This window comes from Nocardioides sp. S5-5 (genome assembly GCF_054954065.1).
On record NZ_CP199913.1, the window covers coordinates 2,119,947 to 2,140,507 of the forward strand.

General features: G+C 65.8%; 19 protein-coding genes and 1 pseudogene. 12 read left to right on the plus strand and 8 right to left on the minus strand.

Annotation, left to right across the window (positions count from 1 at the left end; genetic code table 11):
• Positions 1 to 876 precede the first annotated feature (876 nt).
• Entirely contained in the window at positions 877 to 2,715 is a 1,839-nt protein-coding gene (locus tag ACUP6Y_RS09955) for a flavin-containing monooxygenase (protein ID WP_462555818.1), read from the plus strand.
• Between the two features lie 236 nt (positions 2,716 to 2,951).
• Here ACUP6Y_RS09955 and ACUP6Y_RS09960 read toward each other — a convergent pair.
• Positions 2,952 to 3,446 (minus strand): annotated as a pseudogene (locus ACUP6Y_RS09960) (IS3 family transposase); the annotation flags it as partial.
• Positions 3,447 to 3,725: 279 nt separating this feature from the next.
• Here ACUP6Y_RS09960 and ACUP6Y_RS09965 point away from each other — a divergent pair.
• The 3 genes from ACUP6Y_RS09965 to ACUP6Y_RS09975 are packed head-to-tail and all read left to right on the plus strand — an operon-like array spanning position 3,726 to position 6,783.
• Positions 3,726 to 4,820, plus strand: coding sequence for a tyrosine-type recombinase/integrase (locus ACUP6Y_RS09965; protein WP_462555820.1), 1,095 nt, complete (start codon positions 3,726 to 3,728; stop codon positions 4,818 to 4,820).
• On the plus strand, positions 4,817 to 5,797 hold the full coding sequence (locus ACUP6Y_RS09970; protein ID WP_462555822.1) for a tyrosine-type recombinase/integrase: 981 nt from the start codon (positions 4,817 to 4,819) through the stop codon (positions 5,795 to 5,797). The genes ACUP6Y_RS09965 and ACUP6Y_RS09970 overlap by 4 nt, the downstream gene beginning before the upstream one ends.
• Positions 5,794 to 6,783, plus strand: coding sequence for a tyrosine-type recombinase/integrase (locus ACUP6Y_RS09975; RefSeq protein WP_462555824.1), 990 nt, complete (start codon positions 5,794 to 5,796; stop codon positions 6,781 to 6,783). The genes ACUP6Y_RS09970 and ACUP6Y_RS09975 overlap by 4 nt, the downstream gene beginning before the upstream one ends.
• Here the strand turns inward: ACUP6Y_RS09975 and ACUP6Y_RS09980 are convergent, their stop codons facing one another.
• On the minus strand, positions 6,784 to 7,239 hold the full coding sequence (locus ACUP6Y_RS09980) for a hypothetical protein (RefSeq protein WP_462556843.1): 456 nt from the start codon (positions 7,237 to 7,239) through the stop codon (positions 6,784 to 6,786).
• A gap of 161 nt (positions 7,240 to 7,400) precedes the next feature.
• On the opposite strand from ACUP6Y_RS09980, the gene ACUP6Y_RS09985 reads away from it, so the two are divergent.
• Positions 7,401 to 8,693, plus strand: coding sequence for an ISL3 family transposase (locus ACUP6Y_RS09985; RefSeq protein WP_462555826.1), 1,293 nt, complete (start codon positions 7,401 to 7,403; stop codon positions 8,691 to 8,693).
• 23 nt (positions 8,694 to 8,716) lie between these two features.
• On the opposite strand, the gene ACUP6Y_RS09990 is transcribed toward ACUP6Y_RS09985, so the two are convergent.
• The 5 genes from ACUP6Y_RS09990 to ACUP6Y_RS10010 all read right to left on the minus strand — a co-directional run bounded on the left by ACUP6Y_RS09990 (position 8,717) and on the right by ACUP6Y_RS10010 (position 12,949).
• A complete protein-coding gene (locus tag ACUP6Y_RS09990) occupies positions 8,717 to 9,019 on the minus strand; it encodes a transposase (protein ID WP_462555828.1) in 303 nt (100 codons plus the stop codon).
• Between the two features lie 128 nt (positions 9,020 to 9,147).
• Positions 9,148 to 10,188 carry an LLM class F420-dependent oxidoreductase gene (locus tag ACUP6Y_RS09995; protein WP_462555830.1) on the minus strand — a complete coding sequence of 347 codons (1,041 nt, stop codon included), beginning with the start codon at positions 10,186 to 10,188 and terminating at the stop codon, positions 9,148 to 9,150.
• A gap of 28 nt (positions 10,189 to 10,216) precedes the next feature.
• Entirely contained in the window at positions 10,217 to 11,377 is a 1,161-nt protein-coding gene (locus ACUP6Y_RS10000; protein WP_462555832.1) for a CaiB/BaiF CoA transferase family protein, read from the minus strand.
• The gene (locus ACUP6Y_RS10005; protein WP_462555834.1) at positions 11,377 to 12,141 is read right to left on the minus strand and encodes a crotonase/enoyl-CoA hydratase family protein; all 765 of its coding nucleotides are present in this window, start codon (positions 12,139 to 12,141) and stop codon (positions 11,377 to 11,379) included. The genes ACUP6Y_RS10000 and ACUP6Y_RS10005 overlap by 1 nt, the downstream gene beginning before the upstream one ends.
• Before the next feature lie 46 nt (positions 12,142 to 12,187).
• On the minus strand, positions 12,188 to 12,949 hold the full coding sequence (locus tag ACUP6Y_RS10010; RefSeq protein ID WP_462556688.1) for a 3-hydroxyacyl-CoA dehydrogenase: 762 nt from the start codon (positions 12,947 to 12,949) through the stop codon (positions 12,188 to 12,190).
• 253 nt (positions 12,950 to 13,202) lie between these two features.
• On the opposite strand from ACUP6Y_RS10010, the gene ACUP6Y_RS10015 reads away from it, so the two are divergent.
• The 7 genes from ACUP6Y_RS10015 (at position 13,203) to ACUP6Y_RS10045 (ending at position 19,633) form a co-directional block, all read left to right on the plus strand.
• Positions 13,203 to 13,694 carry a VOC family protein gene (locus ACUP6Y_RS10015; protein ID WP_462555836.1) on the plus strand — a complete coding sequence of 164 codons (492 nt, stop codon included), beginning with the start codon at positions 13,203 to 13,205 and terminating at the stop codon, positions 13,692 to 13,694.
• 46 nt (positions 13,695 to 13,740) lie between these two features.
• Positions 13,741 to 14,760 (plus strand): hypothetical protein, encoded by a 1,020-nt coding sequence (locus ACUP6Y_RS10020; RefSeq protein WP_462555838.1) that lies wholly within the window; start codon positions 13,741 to 13,743, stop codon positions 14,758 to 14,760.
• A 27-nt stretch (positions 14,761 to 14,787) separates the two neighbouring features.
• A complete protein-coding gene (locus ACUP6Y_RS10025) occupies positions 14,788 to 15,387 on the plus strand; it encodes a UGSC family (seleno)protein (RefSeq protein WP_462555840.1) in 600 nt (199 codons plus the stop codon).
• A gap of 64 nt (positions 15,388 to 15,451) precedes the next feature.
• Positions 15,452 to 16,435 carry a hypothetical protein gene (locus tag ACUP6Y_RS10030; protein ID WP_462556691.1) on the plus strand — a complete coding sequence of 328 codons (984 nt, stop codon included), beginning with the start codon at positions 15,452 to 15,454 and terminating at the stop codon, positions 16,433 to 16,435.
• A gap of 79 nt (positions 16,436 to 16,514) precedes the next feature.
• A complete protein-coding gene (locus ACUP6Y_RS10035) occupies positions 16,515 to 17,804 on the plus strand; it encodes an acyl-CoA dehydrogenase family protein (protein ID WP_462555842.1) in 1,290 nt (429 codons plus the stop codon).
• A gap of 142 nt (positions 17,805 to 17,946) precedes the next feature.
• Positions 17,947 to 19,104 carry an acyl-CoA dehydrogenase family protein gene (locus ACUP6Y_RS10040; RefSeq protein WP_462555844.1) on the plus strand — a complete coding sequence of 386 codons (1,158 nt, stop codon included), beginning with the start codon at positions 17,947 to 17,949 and terminating at the stop codon, positions 19,102 to 19,104.
• A 34-nt stretch (positions 19,105 to 19,138) separates the two neighbouring features.
• Entirely contained in the window at positions 19,139 to 19,633 is a 495-nt protein-coding gene (locus ACUP6Y_RS10045) for a nitroreductase family deazaflavin-dependent oxidoreductase (RefSeq protein WP_462555846.1), read from the plus strand.
• A 62-nt stretch (positions 19,634 to 19,695) separates the two neighbouring features.
• Here ACUP6Y_RS10045 and ACUP6Y_RS10050 read toward each other — a convergent pair whose 3' ends face one another.
• Positions 19,696 to 20,385: a TetR family transcriptional regulator gene (locus tag ACUP6Y_RS10050; protein ID WP_462555848.1), complete on the minus strand. Its 690-nt coding sequence runs from the start codon at positions 20,383 to 20,385 to the stop codon at positions 19,696 to 19,698.
• Between the last annotated feature and the right edge of the window lie 176 nt (positions 20,386 to 20,561).

Here is a 20,561-nt window from a genome sequence, read left to right on the forward strand (position 1 = left end):
CCTCCTTGGGGGACACGCGCGACAACATGCTGGCGATGTATGAGATGTTCCAGTGCCTGCAAGTCAAGCTCGATGAGCGTCGCGAAGCGTCGAGCGATAACCTCCTGGTAGCGGTCACATACCTCGTCGAAGTGGTCCTGCGTCTGGGGCCGCCGGCCCAAGGTCCTGCGCCGTCAGGCGAACGGGGACGTGCCCGTAGTGCCTCCGAATGCAAGTGCCCGTGAGTGATTGGTCCGTGCCTCAGAAGGGATTGCCCGCGGCCCCGCGTGGGTGGGTCAGTTGAGGGATGCCCGTCAACTGGCCTTGACCCGGACTCCCTTGCGGACGTTGGGAAGCGGGTGCGGCAGTGGTGCGAGGTAGAGCCGGTCGGTCTCTTCCCCAGCCAGGTTCAGCAGGCTCTGTTGCAGCACGGCGATGCGATGTCCGGGCGATCTGGGCCGGGTTGAGCGAGTCCCGGTAGGTGATCAGCTCGGCGACCTGTCCCGGGGCGAGCACGCCCGCGAGGACGAGCCGGTCCAGGGGTGTTTGCGGCTAGTCCTAGATGTGATGCCCAGCCAGGTTGTTCAACCTGGCTGGGCATCACGCCGAGCTAGCCGGTCTTGGACGCCCTCGCGTACTCCGCGGCGTACCGGTGCGTGATCTCTGCCCGCGAGCCCATCGACAACCCCTTGCCCATTCCCGCTGAGCATCGCGACCTTCGCGGGCATTCTCATCTGAGGCACCGATGAGGTTTCGCGAGTACTTCAGCTGAGGCTCGTCGGTGCCTTGACTTGGCATGATGGGCACCACATACTCAATGGTGACCGCAAATCGATCGATCGTTCAGCGCGCCACGGTCCTTTCGCGGTAGTCGATCTCGATCCGTTCGGAGGGTAGATGTCCAGTTCAACCACGTCGTCTGACAGCATCGACAAGGATGCCCTGCGTGCGAAGTACGCGCAGGAGCGCGACAAGCGGCTTCAGGCTGGGGGGCGTGACAACTACGTCCAGCTCCCCTCGGAGCTGGCGCTGGACCCCTGGACCTCAGTGGCGCCGCGTGAGCCGGTCACCGATCACGTGACGTTCACGTTCATCGGTGGCGGGTTCTCTGGCCTCTCGGCCGCCGCGGAGGCGCGGAAGCAGGGCATCGAGGACACGCGGATCGTCGAGGTGGCCGGCGACTTCGGCGGCACCTGGTACTGGAACCGCTATCCCGGCGTGTGCTGCGACACGCCGTCGCTGGTCTACCTGCCGCTGCTGGAGGAGACTGGCTACGTACCGACGCGAAAGTACGTGTCGGGAGCCGAGATCTTCGAGCACTGCCAGCGAATCGGCAGGCACTTCGGGCTGTACGACAACGCCCTGTTCCACACCAAGACGCAGGAGATCATCTGGGAGGAGGAGAACTCCCGATGGTTGGTGATCACCGACCGAGGTGACCGCTTCACCACGACCTACCTCGGCATCGCCCCCGGTGGGTTCCCCACTCCGAAACTGCCCGGCATTCCGGGAATCGAATCGTTCGCCGGCAAGCAGTTCCACACCAGCCGCTGGGACTACGCCTACACCGGCGGCGCCCCGGTCGGCGACCCGATGGCTGGCCCGACCCTGACCAATCTGGCGGACAAGAAGGTCGCCGTCGTCGGCACCGGCGCGACGGCGATCCAGGTAGTTCCCGAGGTCGCCCGCGATGCCGCCGAGGTCTACCTCTTCCAGCGGACACCCTCTTCCGTCGACATCAGAGGCAACGGACCTCTGGACCCCGATCAGGTGCGGGCAATCGCATCGGAGCCCGGCTGGCAGGACCGCCTTCACGAGAACTTGATGGTCAACTTCGACGGCCTCTTCGGACGCCCGCCGGCAGGCGTGGACGTGCCCAACCCCCTCGACGACCACGGCTTCATCGGGTTCTACCGCCGGGTCCGGGCCGCGCTCAACGCGGTCCCGGCCGACGAGGCAACGCCCGAGCGGATGGGTACGGCGTACGAGGATGCCGACTTCACGAAGATGGAGGAACTTCGGGAGCGTATCTCCTCGATCGTCGAGGATGGAGATACGGCCGAGAAGTTGAAGCCGTGGTATCCGCGCATGTGCAAGCGACCAACCTTCAGCGACTTCTATCTCCAAGCGTTCAACCGTCCGTCGATGCACCTGGTTGACACCGACGGAAAGGGCGTGGAGCGCGTGACGGAGCGTGGCCTCGTGGCCAATGGCGTCGAGTACGACGTCGACTGCATCGTGTGGGCCTCCGGCTTCCAGGGGGGTGTGATCGACCCCGACTGGATCATCGGCTATAAGGTGATCGGTCGAGGCGGCCAGTCACTGCGGGACGCCTGGGCGGACGAGATGCGTACCCTGCACGGCCTGCAGGTACACGGGTTCCCCAACCTCTTCATCGTCCAGATCGCGCAGGGATCGATGTTCGGCATCAACTTCCCGACCGTGATCGTCGACCACGTGAAGACGATCGGGACCATCCTGAAGCACGCCCGCGACCACGGCTTCAAGACGGTCGACGTGACTGAGGAGGCCCAGAACGCCTGGCTCGAGGTTCTGCGTGACGGCATCTTCGCCTTCCCCAACAACGGTTGCACTCCCGGGTACTACAACAACGAGGGCGGAGAGCCGCTCAGCGACCGGATGATCGTGGGCTACCCGAAGGGCGCCAGGGCGTTCTTCGGCCACATGGACGAGTGGCGCGACTCCGGAGCGTTCGAAGGCTTGGCGTTCGCCTGAGCGCACGAGACGAGCTAACCAGGAGCGGCGCCCGTGCGAGGTTGGGCCTCGTTTCGAGCGACGTCGACAGGCTCTACGACGGGCCCCTCTCGACAGTCGTTCAACAACAGGATCAAGGAATCCGAGACACTCGTTCGGCTGTCAATACGAGCTGAGGGCCAAGGAGAGCGAACTAGAAGGGTCCTTCTCCGGCATCCGACGCCGGGGTCTGCTGCACGGACGGGTGACAGTCGGGGTTAGGCCGCCTGGATGGCGGCGGGCTTCATGATCAACTCGTATTCGACTGGGGTCAACCGCCCGAGAGCGGCCTGCCGACGGCGTCGGTGGTAGGTCCTCTCGATCCAGGTCACGATCGCGATCCGCAGCTCCTCGCGGGTGTTCCAGGACCGACGGTCGAGGACGTTCTTCTGCAGCAGCGAGAAGAACGACTCCATCGCCGCGTTGTCGCCGGCCGCGCCGACCCGTCCCATGGAGCCGACCATGTCGTGGCGGTTGAGCTGGTGGACCAGCTTCCTGGAGCGAAATTGCGACCCGCGGTCGGTGTGCAGGACGCAACCGGCCACATCGACGCCTTCGGCGTTGCGGCGCGCGACGGCGTTGTCGAGCGCAGAGACCGCGATCCTGGACTTCATCCGTGAGTCGATCGAGTAGCCGACGATCCGGTTGGAGTAGACGTCCTTGATCGCGCAGAGGTAGAGCTTGCCTTCACGGGTCCAGTGCTCGGTGATGTCCTATGCCGACCTCCGGACTATGCCGACGTCGGCCATGATCGTGCATGTCGGCGACGGGCAGCCGACGGGAAGGTCGGCATAGTCCTGGCGTCGTGATCACGCTTCAGACACACGGAGTGTCTGGAGGTGAGGTTCGTGACGAAGAGATCGGCGACGGCCCGGCCGTATCCGGTTCGGATCCCGCAAGTGTCGGCGGGTCCACTGGCACCGACGGTGCTGGACGAGTGTCGGCAGTGGTTCGGGGCGAAAGGGTACTCGCCGGGTTCCACAGCAGGGGCCGTGAACCTGGCGCAGCGGCTCAGCGCCTGGATGCAGGAGATCGGCGCGGGCGTCGGTGAAATCAGCGAGGAGCTCCTCGAACGGTTCGTGGCAGCGGAACGTTCCCGCGATCGGCCATGCTCCTCGGTGAAACGCTGGATCGGTGCACTGCGCCGGTTCCTGACAGATGCCGGCTACCTGCGGGCAGCCGAGGTCATCGAAGCGCAACTCACGCCGGCCCAGGCCGCGGTGACCGAGTGGCACGCGTGGATGCAGATCCAGCGCGGGCTGACCGTGAAGTCCATCGCGGCCTACTGCTACTACGCGGCCGGTCTCCTCGACACGGTGACCGACACCAACGGGTCGGTGCAGTGGGACCAGCTCAGCGCGTCGATGGTCAACGCGTACGTCGTTGACCGTGGCCGTCCCTACGGTGTCGTCGCTCGGGCTCACATCGTGGGCTCGGTCCGTTGCTTGCTGCGGTGGGCGCTGAGCACCGGCCGCCTTGACCGCGACCTGACCGCTGGGATCCTCAAGCCCCCCGGGACGAAACGATCGGTTCCGCGGGGTGTGGCCGCCGAGCAGGTCGCGGCGTTGCTGGCCGTCTGTGATCCGGCCACGGCGATCGGGGCACGCGACCGTGCACTCGTCTTGATGCTGGTCCGGCTTGGACTCCGGGCCGGCGAAGCCAGCCGTCTGATGCTCCACGACATCGACTGGGCCAGCGGACACGTGTGCGTCACCGGCAAGGGCCGCGAGCACGTGCTGCCACTGCCCGTCGACGTGGGACAGGCCCTGGAAGCCTGGCTGCGGCTCCGACCGGACGCCCTGGATCGGGCCGTGTTCGTACGCCTGCGGGCGCCACGTCAGATGATGACGACTTCGGGAATCTCGGGAGTCATCGCTCGCCTGTCGGCCTTGGCCGGCATGGAACCCATCTACGCTCACCGGCTTCGCCACACCGCGGCGATGGGCGTTCTGGCCGCAGGCGGCACGCTGACGGAAGCCAAAGAACTGTTGGGTCACGTCTACACCGTCACCACGATGACCTACGCCAAGGTCGACCTCGCCTCGCTACGCGAACTGGTCGTCCCGTTCGGCCAAGTGCCGCGATGACCACCCCCGCGAAGAAGAAAGCGCCGGCGCCGACCCCCACAACATTGCGTGATCGGCTTGATGAATACCTCACGATGCGCCGTGCGTTGGGGTTCCAGCTCAAGGACGTCGAGCGGCAGGTCGGCCTGTTCTGCACCTGGCTCGAAGCCCGCGGTCAGACGGCGACCTTCACTGTCGATGAGGCCGTGGCCTGGGCCCGGCTCAACCCTGACGCGCACCCCTCGTGGTGGTCCACACGACTGGCGTTGGTGCGGCGCTTCGCCGGCTACCTGAACGCGAACGGTGTCGATGTCCCGGTCATCCCGAGCGGACTGTTGCCGGCACGGAAGCCCCGAGCCGTGCCGTTCATCTACAGCCAGGACGAGCTCGATGCGCTGCTCGCCGCCTGCGACACCGTGTTCAGCGACGAGCGGATCGCCGCGACGGTCCGAACTGTCATTGGGCTGCTCGCTGCCACGGGGCTACGGATCGGGGAAGCGCTGAGCCTGTGCGTCGACGACATCGACCACCGCAACGACCTGCTGGTCATCAAAGCGGCGAAGTCTGCTGAACGGCTGGTGCCGATCCACCCGTCGACAACCACGGCCCTGGAGCAGTACATCGCTCTGCCGTCCCGCGTAGCCACCAACCCAGATCCCCACGGTCCGGTCTTCGTGACCGCCAAGGGGACCGGGTACGTCTACGTGACCTTCCAGTCGAGGTTCAAACGAGTACGAGAAGCGGCCGGTCTCGTTCCTCGGGGCAAAGCACGTCCCCGCCTGCACGACCTGAGACACACCTTCGCCACCGCGCACATGACCGCGGCCTACGCCCATGACGGTGACCCTGACCGGGTGCTGTCGCTGCTCGCAACCTGGCTCGGGCACTCCGATGCGGCCCACACGTACTGGTACCTGAGCGCGACCGGGGAGCTCATAGCCCTGGCCGCCGGTCGCCTCGAACTCAACGCCGGCACCGCTGAAGGAGAACCCTCATGAACGCGCTGGCCACCAGTTTGCAGACCTACTTCACGACCTTCGCCCGCAGCCAGCGGGACCTGTCGAGTCACACGATCGGCTCCTACCGCGACACGTGGCGGATGCTGCTGAAGTACCTGACCACGACACTCGGGGTCACCGCCGACGCGATCGACTTCGACGCCATCACCGCGACGAACATCACCGGGTTCCTCGACTACCTCGAACACGAACGCGGCAACAGCGCCAAGACCCGCAACGTCCGCCTGACCGCGATCCGCGCCGTGCTCAGCCGCGCACTGCCCGACCATCCCGAACACGCAGCGACGATCACCCAGGTCCTGGCGATCCCACCCAAACGCACAACCAGACCGGTCATCGAGTTCCTCACCCCTGACGAAGTCGTCGCCCTGCTCGCCGCACCAGACGGGACGACCTGGACCGGACGACGCGATCACGCTCTGCTGGCCACGACCGTGCAGACCGGCCTTCGCATCAGCGAGGTCTGCTCCCTCACGATCGACGACGTCCACCTCGGCACCGGTCCTCACGTCACGTGCACCGGCAAGGGGCGGCGACAGCGCATCACCCCCTTGACCAGTGCGACCGTAGGCGTGATGACGGCCTACCTGACAGAGCGGTCCGCCCGGCCCGGAGCCGCGCTGTTCTGCGGTCCCCGCGGACAGTCCCTGTCCCGCGACGCGCTCGAGCATCGCCTTGCCACCCACGTCGCGGCCGCGGTGATCGCCTGCCCAGGCCTGGCCGGCAAGCACGTCACGATGCACACCCTGCGGCACACCGCAGCGATGAACCTGCTCGCCGCAGGAGTCGACGTCGCCGTCATCGCGTTGTGGCTCGGCCACGCCGACACCCACAGCACCGACGCCTACCTCCACGCCGACATGGCCATCAAACAAGCGGCCCTCGACCGAACTCGGCCACCCGACGTGGAACCCGGGATCTACCGCCCCGAGCCCGACATCCTCGCCTGGCTCGCGTCCCTGTGACTATGCCGACCGCTCGGCACCGAAGGCCCCACCAACACAACCGTTCGTGAGCAACGTCGGCATAATCCGGAGGTCGGCATAGGACCTGCAATGCCGACGTCGGCATTGGATGTCGGAGAGCCACAGCGTGTTCGGGGCGTCGGCGGTGAAGTTCCGTTCCACCAGGTCGTCATGAACCGGCGGTCCCGGTTTCTTGCCGTTGCGCCCGCGTTTCTTCCCGAATGCAGACCACCAGCCCAGGTCGGAGCAGTACTTCCATGCGGTCCGCTCAGCCATCGGCTCGCCGGCATCGCGTGCCTCATCGACCAGGAATCGGTAGCCGAACTCGGGGTCGTCGCGGTGGGCGTCGAACAACGCGTTGGCACGGTAGGCCGCCGTCAGGTCGGCGTCAGTGACCGGGTTCGCGAGCCAGCGGTAGTAGGGCTGACGAGCGATTCTCAGGACCCGGCACGTCACCGCGACAGGAATCCCGTCGGCGGCCAGCTCGCGGACGAGCGGGTATTTTCGGCTCTTGTGACACTTCCGTGGGTGGTTGATCGCGCCTGAACGGCCACACGCCGTTCTCCGCTCTAGGTTTCTGGCTTGTCTAGAACCGAAACTGCAGAGCGGAGAACGGCGTGCGAAATGCCAGCCTATGGCGCGGCCTCTTGGGCGTCGAGGACGCCGTCATCGAGGACATCGAGTTCGACGAAGTAGGCGAGGTAGTCGTCGCGCATGTGCGACCACGACGAGCCGGCCGCGGCCGCTGCGGGCGGTGCGGGACGAGGGCAGCCTGGTACGACCCCGGCGAAGGGCGTCGGCGCTGGCGCGGCCTGGACCTCGGCACCATCGAGGTGTTCCTCGAGGCAGACGCACCCCGGGTGAGTTGCCCGAAGCACGGGCCCACCGTGCGTCAGGTGCCGTGGGCCCGTCACGCCGCCGGCCACACGCTCGCGTTCGACCAGCAGGTCGCGTGGCTGGCGACCCAGTGCTCGAAGTCCGCGATCACCCAACTGATGCGGATCGCGTGGCGCACCGTCGGGGCGATCATCACCCGCGTCTGGGCCGACACCGCCGAAGGGATCGATGCGTTCGCCGGGCTGCGGCGCATCGGGATCGACGAGATCTCCTACAAGCGCAAGCACAAGTACCTGACCGTCGTGGTCGATCACGACACCGGCCGACTCGTATGGGCCAAGGCCGGACGCGACCGCGCCACGATGGAGGAGTTCTTCGACACCCTGGAAGCCTCCGGCGAAGGCCGGTGCGCGCAGATCAGCCACGTCACAGCTGATGGCGCAGAGTGGATCGCGAACGTCGTCCGCGAGCGATGTCCCCAGCCAGTGCGGTGTGCTGACCCGTTCCACGTCGTCGGCTGGGCCACTGACGCCCTCGACGTCGTGCGGCGCGACGCCTGGAACCAGGCCCGTCGCGCGGGAAACACCAAGGTCTATGGGTGGGCTGCTGGTCGTCGACTTGTCGTGTCCACCGGACATGCTCGAGCCCTCAAGAACGCCCGTTACGCGCTGTGGAAGAACCCCGAGAACCTCACCGAGAATCAGCAGGCCAAGCTCGCCTGGATCGCGAAGACCGACCCGAGGCTCTACCGCGCCTACCTCCTCAAGGAGGGCCTGCGCACCGTGTTTCGGTTGCCGCCCGAGGAAGCAGCTGATGCCCTCGATCGCTGGACCGCGTGGGCTCGACGATGTCGGATCGAGTCCTTCGTCAAGATCCAGCAGCGAATCGCCAAGCACCGCGAGGAGATCCTCGCCGCGATCGAGCACGGCCTGTCCAACGGCCTGGTTGAGTCGGTCAACACCAAGATCCGGCTCATCACCCGCATGGCTTTCGGGTTCAGATCACCCGACGCCCTCATCGCGCTGGCCATGCTCAACCTCGGCGGCCACCGACCCGCTCTGCCCGGCCGATGACCCACGGATCAGTCAGAAGAGCCTCATTTTCCCGGCAGGTGCGCCTGGGACAGGTAGGCAGCAGCGCGGCGCAGGACTTCGACTTCTTGCTCGAGGAGCTTGATCCGCTTGTTCGCCTCACGCAGCGCGTCGGACTCATTCGCAGCACGGCCAGCCGGCGACGGGTTGGCAGAGTTGCGGTCGTCGATCGTGAGCCAGCGCTTCAAGCACGACGGCGAGACGCCGAAGTCCTTCGCGACCTGGGCGACCGAGGCATCGGACTCCCGGTAGACCCGGATCACGTCCTCGCGGAACTCCGTGGGAAACGCCTTCGGCATGGTGCACATCCTTCCAGCGTCGACACACATCGACGCAGATCAGATGTCACCTATCCGTGCAGCAGACCCCCGGGCCCGTCCGCCAGCGGCTGTGCCGGGTCAGTGAAGGCAAGCGCCGACCGGTCGATACGGTCCATCTAGGAGACCGTGTTCTTGATGGCCTCCAGGTCGGCAAGACGCCGAGCCGGGTCAGGGGCGACCAGTTTCACCTGAAGGGTGGTGACGCCGGCTGCCCGGTAAGCATCTAGGCGCTCTTTCACGTGGGACAGGGGACCTATGAGCGAGATATCGCGTAGGAGGCTGGTGGGGACGGCCGCTTCTGCATCCTGTTTGCGGCCTGCGAGGTAGTGCTGTTGGATTGCCGTGGCCGCGGCTTCGTAACCGTAGCTTCGGGCCAGGTCGTTGTAGAAGTTGCGCCCGCGCGCTCCCATGCCGCCGAGGTATAGGGCGAGCGAGGGGCGCGCGAGGTCGACCAGGCCGTCGACGTCCTCGCCGATAGCCAGTGGTACCTGCGCGACGATGTCTAACGGTCCGACCGCGGCGCTGCGCCTTGTTCTTCCTCGCTCTAGCGGGCTTCTCCATAGTGCGGGGGACTTCTCGGGGTGGAAGAGAACCGGGAGCCAGCCCTCGGCGAGCTCCGCGGTCATCTCTACACTCTTTGGCCCGATGGCGGCCACCATGATCGGGATCCGCTCTCTCATGGGTTGGTTGATGAGTTTGAGGGGCTTGCCCAACCCAGTGCCGGCGTCCGGAGAGAGGGGTAGCGTATAGTACTTGCCCTCGTGAACCAGCCGCTCGCGACGCCACACCTGTCGACAGATCTGTATCGCCTCGCGCATCCGGCCCAGGGGAGCGTCGTACGGGATGCCATGGAAACCTTCCATGACCTGTGGCCCGGATGCGCCGATGCCCAGCGTGAAACGCCCGCCGGAGACGTAGTCGAGCCCTGCTGCAGTCATGGCGAGCAGGCTTGGCGTCCGCGTGAACACCGGCAGGATGCCTGCGGCGATCTCGACATGGTGCGTGCGAGCAGCAATGTAGCCGAGCTGGCTGACCGCGTCGAAGGAGTAGGCCTCCGGCACGAAGACGATGTCCAGCCCGGCCTTTTCGTAGTCGGCGAGTAGCTCGACCGTTTCGAGGAAGCCCCCGCTGTAGTCGAGCATCATTCCTATGCGCATGGGGCATCGGGTTCTCGGCGCGAGCTCGCTACGGCCAAGCGATGACTCCGTGGTCGACGAGATTGTTCAGCTCGTCGTCGCTGAAGCCCGCGGCCGCCAGAACCTCGCGTGTGTCCGCTCCAGGTCGGCGAGTGGGGCCGGGTGCCTGGGCTGTCGTGTGGGAGAAGCGCGGGGCGGCGGTCGGGAAGACCTTGCCGTCTTGGTGAAGGAAGGTCCCGCGAGCAACGTTGTGTTCGTGGGTTGCCGCTTCGCCGATGGACAGCACAGGTGTCACGCAAGCTTGGGTTCCGGTGAAGTGTTCGGTCCACTCGTCTCGGGAGCGTTGGGAGAAGACCTCGGAGAATCGCTTGCGTGTGATGGGCCAAGTCTCGCGGTCGTTCTGGATCGTGCGGTCGATCTCGTCGTCCAGTCCCAATCCATGCACGAGGGCGGCGTAGAACTGCGGCTCGATGGCTCCCACCGCGACATGGTTGTCGTCGGCGCAGCGGTAGGTAGTGTAGTAGGGCGCGCATCCGCTGAAGATGTTCACGCCACGTTCGTCGCGCCAGGTGCCACCGTTGTACATCCCCAGCGTCATGCCGAGCAGCATGGCCGTGCCGTCGGTCATGGCGGCATCCACTACCTGGCCTTGGCCAGTTGCGCGGGCATGAAGTACAGCGCTGACGATCCCGAGGGCGAGCAACATGCCACCCCCGCCGAAGTCGCCAAGGAGGTTGAGAGGCGGGACGGGGTCGCCGTCCGCTGGGCCGATCGCGTGGAGTGCGCCCGTTAGGCCGATGTAGTTGATGTCGTGTCCGGGCGCGTCTGCCAGTGGGCCGTCTTGTCCCCATCCGGTCATGCGTCCGTACACCAGGCGGGGGTTCCGCCTGAGGCAGTCGTCAGGTCCGAGGCCCAGCCGCTCGGCGACTCCGGGTCGGAAGCCCTCATAGACCGCGTCGACTGAGTCCATTAGCCGGAGCATGGCTTCGGGTGCTCCGGGCTGCTTGAGGTCCACAACCACCGACTTTCGTCCGCGAAGCAAGCAGAGATCGGCCGGGTTCACGCCCCCTCCTGGCCTTTCGATGCGAACGACCTCCGCGCCGAGTCCGGCAAGCACCATTCCTGTGAACGGGCCGGGGCCGATACCTCCGAGCTCGAGTACACGCATGCCCGTCAAGGGCCCTCCAGGGGGCTCAACCATGGTTGACATCAGCGCCCCGTCCACTCGGGCGCGCGCTTCTCGGCGAAGGCACGCGCGCCCTCCTTGGCGTCTTGGGACGAGAAAACGGGCGTGATCAGGCTTCGCTGACGCTCGTTTGCCTCGCCCGGTGGCCAGCTGCGTGCTCCCACGATGACCTCCTTGCTGATTCGGACCGCTAGCGGGCCGTTTGCTGCGATTGCCTTGGCCAGATCAAGGGCGCGCACGAGCGCCTCACCTGGCGCAGCGAGGTGGTTGACCAGCCCGAAGTGGTGTGCTCGCGTCCCGTCGACGAAAGCGCCCGTCAACACAAGCTCCATCGCGATCTGATACGGCACTCGCTCAGGCAGCCGCAGAAGTCCGCCAGCTGCGGCGACGAGGCCCCGCTTGACCTCGGGGAGTCCGAACTGCGCATTCTCTGCCGCCACGACGAGGTCGCAGGCGAGGACGGCTTCGCAGCCACCTGCCAGGGCGTATCCCTCGACCGCGGCGATGAGCGGCTTGCGCGGCGGGGAGTCAGTGAGGCCTAGAAAGCCACGACCGGCGATCGTCGGTGTCTCGCCGGAGAGGAATCCCTTGAGGTCCATTCCGGCGCAGAAGGTGCCGCCGGCGCCGGTGATGATTCCCACGGACAAGTCGTCGCGGGCGTCGAGCTCATCGATGGCTGCCGCGACTCCCTCTGCCATGGCGCGGTTTGCGGCGTTCTTGGCGTCGGGCCGGTTGAGCGTGATGATGGCGGTGCTGTCGATGATCTCGGTGAGAACGGTGTCAGACATCTTGGTACTCCAGGTGCTCGCGTGCTAATCGGACGAGTCTGGAGGCCTATTTCGGTGCCATCCGGATGGCTCCGTCGAGCCGGATCGTCTCGCCGTTCAGCATCGGGTTCTCAATGATGTGTGCGGCCAGGGCCGCGTACTCGTCGGGGTATCCCAAGCGCGACGGATGGGGCACCTGGGCACCCAACGCATCGCGCATCTCCTGGGGCGCTCGCCCAAACAGCGGAGTGTCGAACAGGCCCGGGGCGATGGTGACCACCCGGATCTGTCGGCTGGCCAGGTCGCGTGCGATCGGCAGCGTCATGCCCACGATGCCGCCCTTGGACGCGGAGTACGCCACCTGCCCGATCTGTCCCTCAAAGGCGGCGACGGAGGCGGTGTTGATGATCACGCCTCGGTCTCCGTCGAGAGGCTCGTTGTCACCCATCGCGGCGGCGGCAAGTCGGATCACGTTGAAGTGGCCGACCAGGTTCACGGCGATGGTCCGGTAGAACTTGTCCAACGGATAGGGACCGTCCTTCCCGACAGTGCGTCCTGAGCCGCCCACGCCGGCGCAGTTGACGACCGCGCGCAGCGGTGCGATTGCCACTGCGGTCTGGACTGCTGCTGCAACGTCGGCCTCTTCCGACACGTCGCCGGGGGCGAAAGCGGCGCGCTCGCCCAGTTCCTTTGCCACAGCCTCGCCATCCGAGGACGGGAGATCGAGTAGAACGACGTGTGCCCCAGAGGCGTGCAGCCTCTTGGCTGTGGCCAACCCGAGACCAGAGGCCCCGCCGGAGATCAGGGCCGACACCCCATCCGTACGCATTTGGTTCCCAACTTTCTTCTGGAGGCCGACTAGCAAGGCGGGAGCGCCTGGCGCGCTGTGTGCGCTCAGGCCGCTCCCGCCGTTGTATGCTCGACGAGACTTATCGATCGTTCAGCGAACTGGATGATCACGACACCACAGCGCCGTGCGGCTTGTCAATGAACCGAGCTTCCGCATTAGCCGAGCCTTGCGTGAAGATCGATCGATCGTTAGATTAGCGGGTGACGGCGGTCACACCTAGCGAGGAGCGCTCATGCCTTCGGCCTACACCACGGGGAAGATCAATCAGGTTGCTTGGGTCACTCGGGACCTGGACGCCACCGAGGAGGCGCTGACGAAGCAACTCGGCGTCAAGAAGTGGTATCGCATGCCCCGCCACACCACGGAAGCGAGCGCTACCAACGGCGGCGAGCGCGTCACCGACGTGTCGCTGAGTTACCTCGGTGACATGCAGTTGGAGATCATCGCGCTGGTGTCGGGTGAGAACAACATGTTCGCCGACTTCCTCGACGAGCATGGGGCGGGGATGCACCACGTGTGCTTCGAGGTCAACGATATCGACATCGCTGTGGACGAGGCGGTCGCCAACGGCGCGGAGCTCCTCATGAAGGGCGGCGCGCCGGAGATCGCGGACTTCGCCTACGTGCGGATGCCCGAGGCGACCGGGCCGTCATGTGTCGAGTTCATCCGCTACTACCCCAAGCTGCTTGCGCTGTACGAAGACATCAAAGCAGAGGTTCTGTGAACAACTCCAGAAACACGACGACGGGACGGACCGCATGACCACAGGAATGGAAGTCCTCGACGACATCGAGGCATGCTTCGCGGGAGGCTGGTCGGATGGCCTGCCGGTCATCCCGCCCTACGGCTCCCTGGTCGACAAGATGCTTGAGGCATGCGGCTGGTCGGCCACGGAGTTGGTCGGGCGGATCGAGTCCCAGCACATCGAGATCCGCGGTGAGCACCTCGCGGCCGCAGCCGTGATGGCCGGCTGCAAGCCCGAGTACGGCCGCTTCCTCCGCGCCGTGGGTGAGGCCTTGGTGGAACCGGCGCTCAACCTCTCCGGTGCGGAGGTGACCACCGGCGGCGTGTCGATGACCGTGATCGCCAGTGGCCCCATCGTCGAAGAGCTCGGCTTCGAGCACCGTGCGAACGCCCTGGGCGCAAACAACCGCGTCAACGCCACCGTCGGCCGGTTCGCACAGCTGGTCCGGCTGTTCTGCGGTCGGATGGGCGGCACGCTCGAGACGCACGGCACGATCGGCCACCCCGGGCGCCTGTCGTTCTGCATCGCCGAGCACCCCGTCACCACCTGGCCCAGCTTCCACACCCAGATGGGCCTACCTGCCGACGTGTCCGCTGCCACCGTGTTCAGCACCGAGGGGCCAGTGAGCATCAACAACCACTACGCGGAAACCGGCGAACACATCCTTGAGACGATCGCCGACACTCTCGCACACTACGGCTCGACCAGCCTCTACTACCAGGCCAGCGGCTACGTCATCGTGCTAGCGCCCGACCACATGGAGCTCGTCGCCAAGGACTTCAGTCGCGAGGAGGCCCACCGTTACCTGATCGAGCACGCGGTGCGCCCGACCGACGAGCTCTCCCGGATCGGCCGCATCCCCCACAAGCCCGAAGACCTCTACAAGGTCGTCCCGGGCAGCATGCGCGGGCCCATGCGTGAAGACCTCGGCTCGCACGAACTGACCTTCCTGGAGGCTGGCAAGGAAGGCGGCAAGTTCTCGGCGATGATCCCGCGCTGGGTCGCCGACCTCAAGGGTGCTTCCAAGATCGTTACAGAGGCCTGAAGGCCCGACCAAGAGGAGTTGAGTGAGATGACGGCGACATACACACTGCCCGAGCAGCAGATCGTCAGCTGCGGCGACATCAGCTGCGAGTTCCTTGTGAACCCCATCGCCCGGCCGGCACCCCCGCCGATCAAGGTGAACGTCGCGCCCGAGAAGCGCGAGGTCGTGTTCTGCGACAACTTCAAGCCCAACTCGATGGAGATCATCAAGGGCGCGCAGCAGATCCTCCGCGAACGAGGCATCGCCGTCCGCGACGAGGTCACGGTCAAGACCAACGCGAGCCTGCCGTTCTCCGACAAGGTGCTCGACGAACTCGCCGCCTATGGTGGCCTCATCCTGGTCGGCGTGTCCGACTGCGGCAGTTGCTCGGCCTCGAGCGCTCGGGACTCGCTGCTCTTGCAGCAGCGTGGCGCGGCGGGTATCGCAGTCCTGACCGAGCCCTTCGGGACTCAGACCGATCGCATTTCAGCGGCCTTCGACCTCGACCGCCCGGTTCCGACAGTGGTGCTCGATCACCCGATGCAGAACCTGCTTCCCGAGGAGCTTCACGCCCGTTCCACACAGCTGGCCGACGCCGCACAGAGCCTACTCAAGCTCGCGGACGCCGAGGCTGTCAGTGCCCCGTGAGTAACGCACATCAGTCGACCGACTCCCTCCGATACCGCCGCAGCCCGGCAGGAGGCTGGTGACGATGGCCAGATTGGCAGTCCATTCCGTGGGTGTCGTGCTCCCAAAGCCGCACGACGTGCGGCGCCTCGTCGAAGAGGCTGGCGGCGACCTCTCCGCCTTCAAGGGGTGGCCGCAGGTCAGGATCGGCGGCAAGGACGACCATCCGGCCACTCTTGCATCGGGCGCGCTCGACGTCGCCCTCAAGTCCGCGGGAATCACTAGCGCGGACCTCAAGGCTGTGATCTCGACCGGGATGTCGCGCGAGTATCTTGGGTCCTGGTCGGTGTCCGCTGAGGTGATGCGCCTGCAGCAGGCCGCGAGCAGTTGTCTGCCGATCGACATCTCCTGTGGCTGTTTGGCGACGCTGACGGCGCTATCGATGATCGAGGGGTGGCTTGCAGCCCAAGGTGGCGGGTACGCCGCGATCGTGGCGGGGGAGAGGCTGAGCGGCACGATCGACCGCTCCGATGCGACCAATCCCCACCTCTGGGGTTATGGCGACGGGGGGTCTGCCATCGTGGTCGGTGTCGGTGTTGACGCGCCTGCTTACTGGACTGTCGCATCGACAGGGTTCGCCAGCCACGCCGAGTTCAATGGGCTTGTGCGCGTTGAGTACGGCGGCACCCGCAATCCGATCGTGCCACCAGGCGATAGCAACAGCCGGCGATGGGGCGATGTCCCGCCGGCGCACGTCCGCGAGGTCTACGTCGCGGGCTACCAGGAGGCGTTCGCGGCCGCGCAGCGCGGGACCGACCTCATCCCCGAGTTGGTCGTCTGCAACCAGACGTCGCCGGGCTTTCTGCCCACCGTCGCGGAGAGTGCCGGGTTGACTCCCGACGATGTCGTGGTGACCGGTACCGACTCGGGACACGTTGGCTCCGTCGATATCGGCATCGGCCTCGCTCGGCTGATCGAGGCAGGGGACCTCCAACGTCCGCTGGCACTGTGCGCGAGCACGCCGTTCGCCTACGGCACGGCGATCCTGGCGCCAACCACAGGACGCTGAGGACACCGGCACGTTCGCGCCGCCCCGCACCTGGGGCGGCGCTCATCGCGCCGTCAGGCGCTCACGGAAGGACATGTACATGTGGGACTTCGAGACCGACCCCGACTTCCAGGCTGAACTCGACTGGGTCAAGGACTTCGTCAAGGAGAAGGTCGAGCCGGTTGATGCTCTCGTTGGCCATCCCACCGACACCGAGGACCCCCTCCGGCAGAGGCTGATTCCCCCCCTTCAGGCGGAGGTCAAGTCCAGAGGGCTGTGGGCCTGCCACCTGAAGCCCGAGCAGGGCGGCCAGGGCTACGGCCAGGTGAAGCTCGCCCTGCTCAACGAGGTGCTCGGCGCTTCTCGATGCGCCCCGACGATCTTCGGCTGCCAGGCACCGGACTCGGGCAACTCCGAAATCTTGGCGATGTTCGGGACCAAGGAACAGAAGGCGAAGTATCTCGAGCCGCTCATCGCCGGAGACGTCTACAGCTGCTTCTCGCTGACCGAACCGACAGGAGGGGCCGATCCGACGACCGCCATCAAGTCGACTGCCAAGCTCGTCGACGGAAGCTGGCACCTCAACGGCGAGAAATGGTTCGCCTCCAACGCACGTCACGCCGCCTTCATCATCGCCGCGGTCGTCACCGAGCCCGACGCAGCCCCTCACCAGCGCTCCTCGATGTTCCTGATCCCTCGCGGAACCCCTGGACTGGAGATTCTGCGCAACTACGCAAGCACCGGCCAGCCGGAGGAGTACGGCACCCACGCACACCTACGCTTCAACAACCTGACGCTTCCTCCAGAGAGCCTTCTCGGCGAGCGGGGCGCCGCTTTCCGGATCGCCCAAGAGCGTCTAGGCGGCGGCCGGATCCACCACGCGATGAGAACCATCGGCGCAGCGCGTCAGGCCTTCGACATGATGTGCGAAAGGGCGCTGTCGCGCTCGACCCGCAGCCGACGGCTCGCGGAGTTCCAGCTCGTCCAGCAGGCCATCGCCGACTCCTGGATCGACCTCGAGCAATTCCGGCTCCTCGTCTTGCGGACCGCCTGGCGCATCGACAAGCTGGGCGACTACGAGGCTGTCCGAGGTGAGATCGCAGCCGTGAAGGCGGCGATGCCGCGCGTCCTCCACGACGTCGCCTCGCGCGCCCTCCAGATCCATGGATCCCTGGGAACCACCGACGAGCTGCCCCTGGCACGCAACGTCATCGAGTCCTACCTCATGGGTCTGGCCGATGGCCCCACCGAGGTTCACAAGGTCACCCTCGCGCGCCAGGTACTCAAGGGCTACTCCGGCTCCGACGAAGTCTTTCCCGAGTACACCCGCTCGAACCTCGAAGCGTCGGCCCGAACCAAGCTCGCAGACCTCCTCGCCGACCTCGCCTAGTCCCAAAAAATCCCAGGCCGATCGTCCGCGGGATAGACAAACGACGACGCGCGGCTAGACTTATCGATCGTTCGACGACCCATTGTTCCGCCGCCTTCTGGCCACGGACAACGACGGAAAAACCCAGGAGTGAGGATCGGCCATGCGGCTCGCGGAGTTCAACGCCGAGCATGACGCCTTCCGCAAGATGCTGCGGGAGTTCATCGAGAAGGAGGTCGTGGACGTCTTCCATGACTGGGAAGAGCAGGGACATCCACCCCGCGACTTCTACCGACGCCTCGGCGAACTCGGCGTACTCGGAGTCCAGGTGCCGGAAGAGCACGGCGGCGGTGGAGAGCAGAGTTTCAAGTTCGCCGCGATCGTGATGGAAGAGACCGCTCGTGCCGGCGTGACCTTCGGCAACTACTCGGTCCACACCCACCTCATCTTGCCCTACCTCACCAAGTTCGGGACCGACGAGCAGAAGAAGCGGTGGCTCCCGGCCTTCGCAACCGGCGACATCATGACCGCGCTCGCTATGACCGAGCCCGGCACCGGATCAGATCTCGCGGGAATCCAGACCAAGGCCGTGCTGTCCGATGATGGCTCGCACTACGTGCTCAATGGTGCGAAGACGTTCATTACCGGGGGAGCGCTGGCGGACCTGATCCTCGTCGTTGCCCGGACGTCCTCGCCCGAGTCCGACAATCGGCGCGCGGGGCTCTCCATCCTCTGCGTCGAGACGGCCTCGGACGGCTTCTCGGTCGGGCGGAAGCTCGACAAGATCGGCCGGAAGGCATCCGACACCGCTGAACTGTCGTTCGTCGATGTCAAGGTCCCAGTCGACAACCTTCTCGGCAAGGAAGGCGAGGGCTTCTCCTACCTCTCCCACAACCTCGCCCAGGAGCGCCTAGCGGTCGCCCTTGAGGCCGCGGCCGCGGCCGCGGCGGCGCTGCGGTTCGGGACCGCCTACGCCAAGGACCGCCTCGTGTTCGGAAAGCCGCTGACCTCCTTCCAGAACACCAAGTTCGTGCTCGCCGAATGCGCGACCGAGACCGATGCCGCCCAGCTGTTCGCTGACCGCGCGCTGGAGCTGCATGATCGGGGCGAATTGACGCCTGCCTTCGCCGCAGAAGCCAAGTTGTTCTGTACCGAGGCCGCCAGCCGAGTGGTCGACAAGTGCCTCCAGCTCCACGGTGGATACGGCTACATCACCGAGTTCCCCATCGCCCGCCTCTACGCCGACACCCGTGTGTCACGCATCTTCGGCGGCACGAACGAGGTCATGAAGTCGATCATCTCCAAGTCGATCGGGCTCTGAGGTCGACGTCGCGAATGGGACGGAAGGGAACAACGTGACAGGTGCCGAGACCTCGCCGATCACACGCGGCGACCAGATCCGCCAGCACCTCCATGACTACGTCGCCACAGATGGCGAAGTCGGGTACGTCCTGGACCTGACCGAGCTCGACGGAAGTCCTGTCGCCCTCCACCTCCTCTTGCGCACCTTGGGCCGTCGAACATCCCAGGAGCGTCTCGTCCCGCTCTTGTACACGCCTTGGGTCGACGAGCACCTGCTCGTCGCGTCGAAAGCAGGCGCGGCGCAGCATCCGGACTGGTATCGGAACCTGATCAGCCGGCCCGAGGTGGAGTTCCAGATCCGTCATAAGCGGTTTGCGGGCACCTGGCGACTTGTGCAGGGCGAGGAACGGGCACGCCTGTGGGATCACCTGTGTGCTTCCAATAGGAGCTATGCGCTGTACCAGACACGGACTGACCGGGAGATACCGGTGGTCGCGCTGAAGGTAGTACGCGAACTTGGCCCTGGCTGGCTGCCCTCGCCAAACTAGGCAGGCAGGGAGCCAGGCAGGGGGTAGACCCGTTTGGGTGGGCGCCGGGGGCGCAGGCCCGACTAGGCCGTGCCCGCGGCGCTCTCGGGATCGGCAGACCGCCGCCGGCGCGCCGGCCTGCGCGTCCCGTGATCTGCGACGGAGGCCGCAGCCGGCTTGGCCGAACGCCGAGGTGCCCGCGGGCGATACTCCACGATCGTCAGTGCGATGGCGACGTACCGCTCCACCAGGTTGTCCTCGGATAGATCGCCGGAGGCCTGGTACCACTCGGCAACTGCGTTGCACATCGCGATGATTGCTCGCCGTGCGTCATCGGGGTATGGGGTCTGGAACTTGCCCTCTTCGATCCCCTGCTCGATGACATCGCGGAACTGGCGTGTCGCACGGTCCGCGTTCACGCGGAACTGCTCAACGTGCTCCGGATCCAGGTTGCGGGCCTCGTTGAGCAGGATGCTGCTCTTGACAGGATGATTGATCCGATACCGCACGGAAGCGGCTACCAAGGCCTCAAGCTGCTCGGCGACGTCGTCGCCGACCTGTTCAAGGTTCTCTGCGCAGGCTCTGAAGTAGGATTCGTTGGCCTCGTCCAGGATCGCGGCGAACAGGTGCTGCTTGCTGGGGTAGTAGTAGTACAGCGCGGACAGGCTCAGCCCTGCGTGGCGCGCGATGTCGCGAATCGAGGTCGATCCGTAACCGCGCGAAGCGAACTCGGCGCTGGCTGCTTCAAGAATCGACGCGTGACCGTCTGTCAACGGAGCCGACTGTGCGGCCGGCTGTGGCTTAGACATATCACTCCCAGATGCGGCCCGCCGCGAGGCGAACCGTCGTGCGAACGTTCGACAAGACCTATCGAGCGGCGATCTTACACCTCACCGAGCGGTGCAGACGCCTCTAACTCGCTCGACGCAGTTGGTTGTTCGAGCTCGGG

Bases quoted from the DNA above. Each gene is read 5' to 3' on its own strand.
- ACUP6Y_RS09955 (WP_462555818.1), top strand. From the start codon at position 877: ATGTCCAGTTCAACCACGTCGTCTGACAGCATCGACAAGGATGCCCTG.
- ACUP6Y_RS09970 (WP_462555822.1), top strand. From the start codon at position 4,817: ATGACCACCCCCGCGAAGAAGAAAGCGCCGGCGCCGACCCCCACAACA.
- ACUP6Y_RS09975 (WP_462555824.1), top strand. From the start codon at position 5,794: ATGAACGCGCTGGCCACCAGTTTGCAGACCTACTTCACGACCTTCGCC.
- ACUP6Y_RS09990 (WP_462555828.1), bottom strand. From the start codon at position 9,019: ATGTGCACCATGCCGAAGGCGTTTCCCACGGAGTTCCGCGAGGACGTG.
- ACUP6Y_RS09995 (WP_462555830.1), bottom strand. From the start codon at position 10,188: ATGCGCATAGGAATGATGCTCGACTACAGCGGGGGCTTCCTCGAAACG.
- ACUP6Y_RS10000 (WP_462555832.1), bottom strand. From the start codon at position 11,377: ATGTCAACCATGGTTGAGCCCCCTGGAGGGCCCTTGACGGGCATGCGT.
- ACUP6Y_RS10005 (WP_462555834.1), bottom strand. From the start codon at position 12,141: ATGTCTGACACCGTTCTCACCGAGATCATCGACAGCACCGCCATCATC.
- ACUP6Y_RS10010 (WP_462556688.1), bottom strand. From the start codon at position 12,949: ATGCGTACGGATGGGGTGTCGGCCCTGATCTCCGGCGGGGCCTCTGGT.
- ACUP6Y_RS10015 (WP_462555836.1), top strand. From the start codon at position 13,203: ATGCCTTCGGCCTACACCACGGGGAAGATCAATCAGGTTGCTTGGGTC.
- ACUP6Y_RS10020 (WP_462555838.1), top strand. From the start codon at position 13,741: ATGGAAGTCCTCGACGACATCGAGGCATGCTTCGCGGGAGGCTGGTCG.
- ACUP6Y_RS10025 (WP_462555840.1), top strand. From the start codon at position 14,788: ATGACGGCGACATACACACTGCCCGAGCAGCAGATCGTCAGCTGCGGC.
- ACUP6Y_RS10030 (WP_462556691.1), top strand. From the start codon at position 15,452: ATGGCCAGATTGGCAGTCCATTCCGTGGGTGTCGTGCTCCCAAAGCCG.
- ACUP6Y_RS10035 (WP_462555842.1), top strand. From the start codon at position 16,515: ATGTGGGACTTCGAGACCGACCCCGACTTCCAGGCTGAACTCGACTGG.
- ACUP6Y_RS10040 (WP_462555844.1), top strand. From the start codon at position 17,947: ATGCGGCTCGCGGAGTTCAACGCCGAGCATGACGCCTTCCGCAAGATG.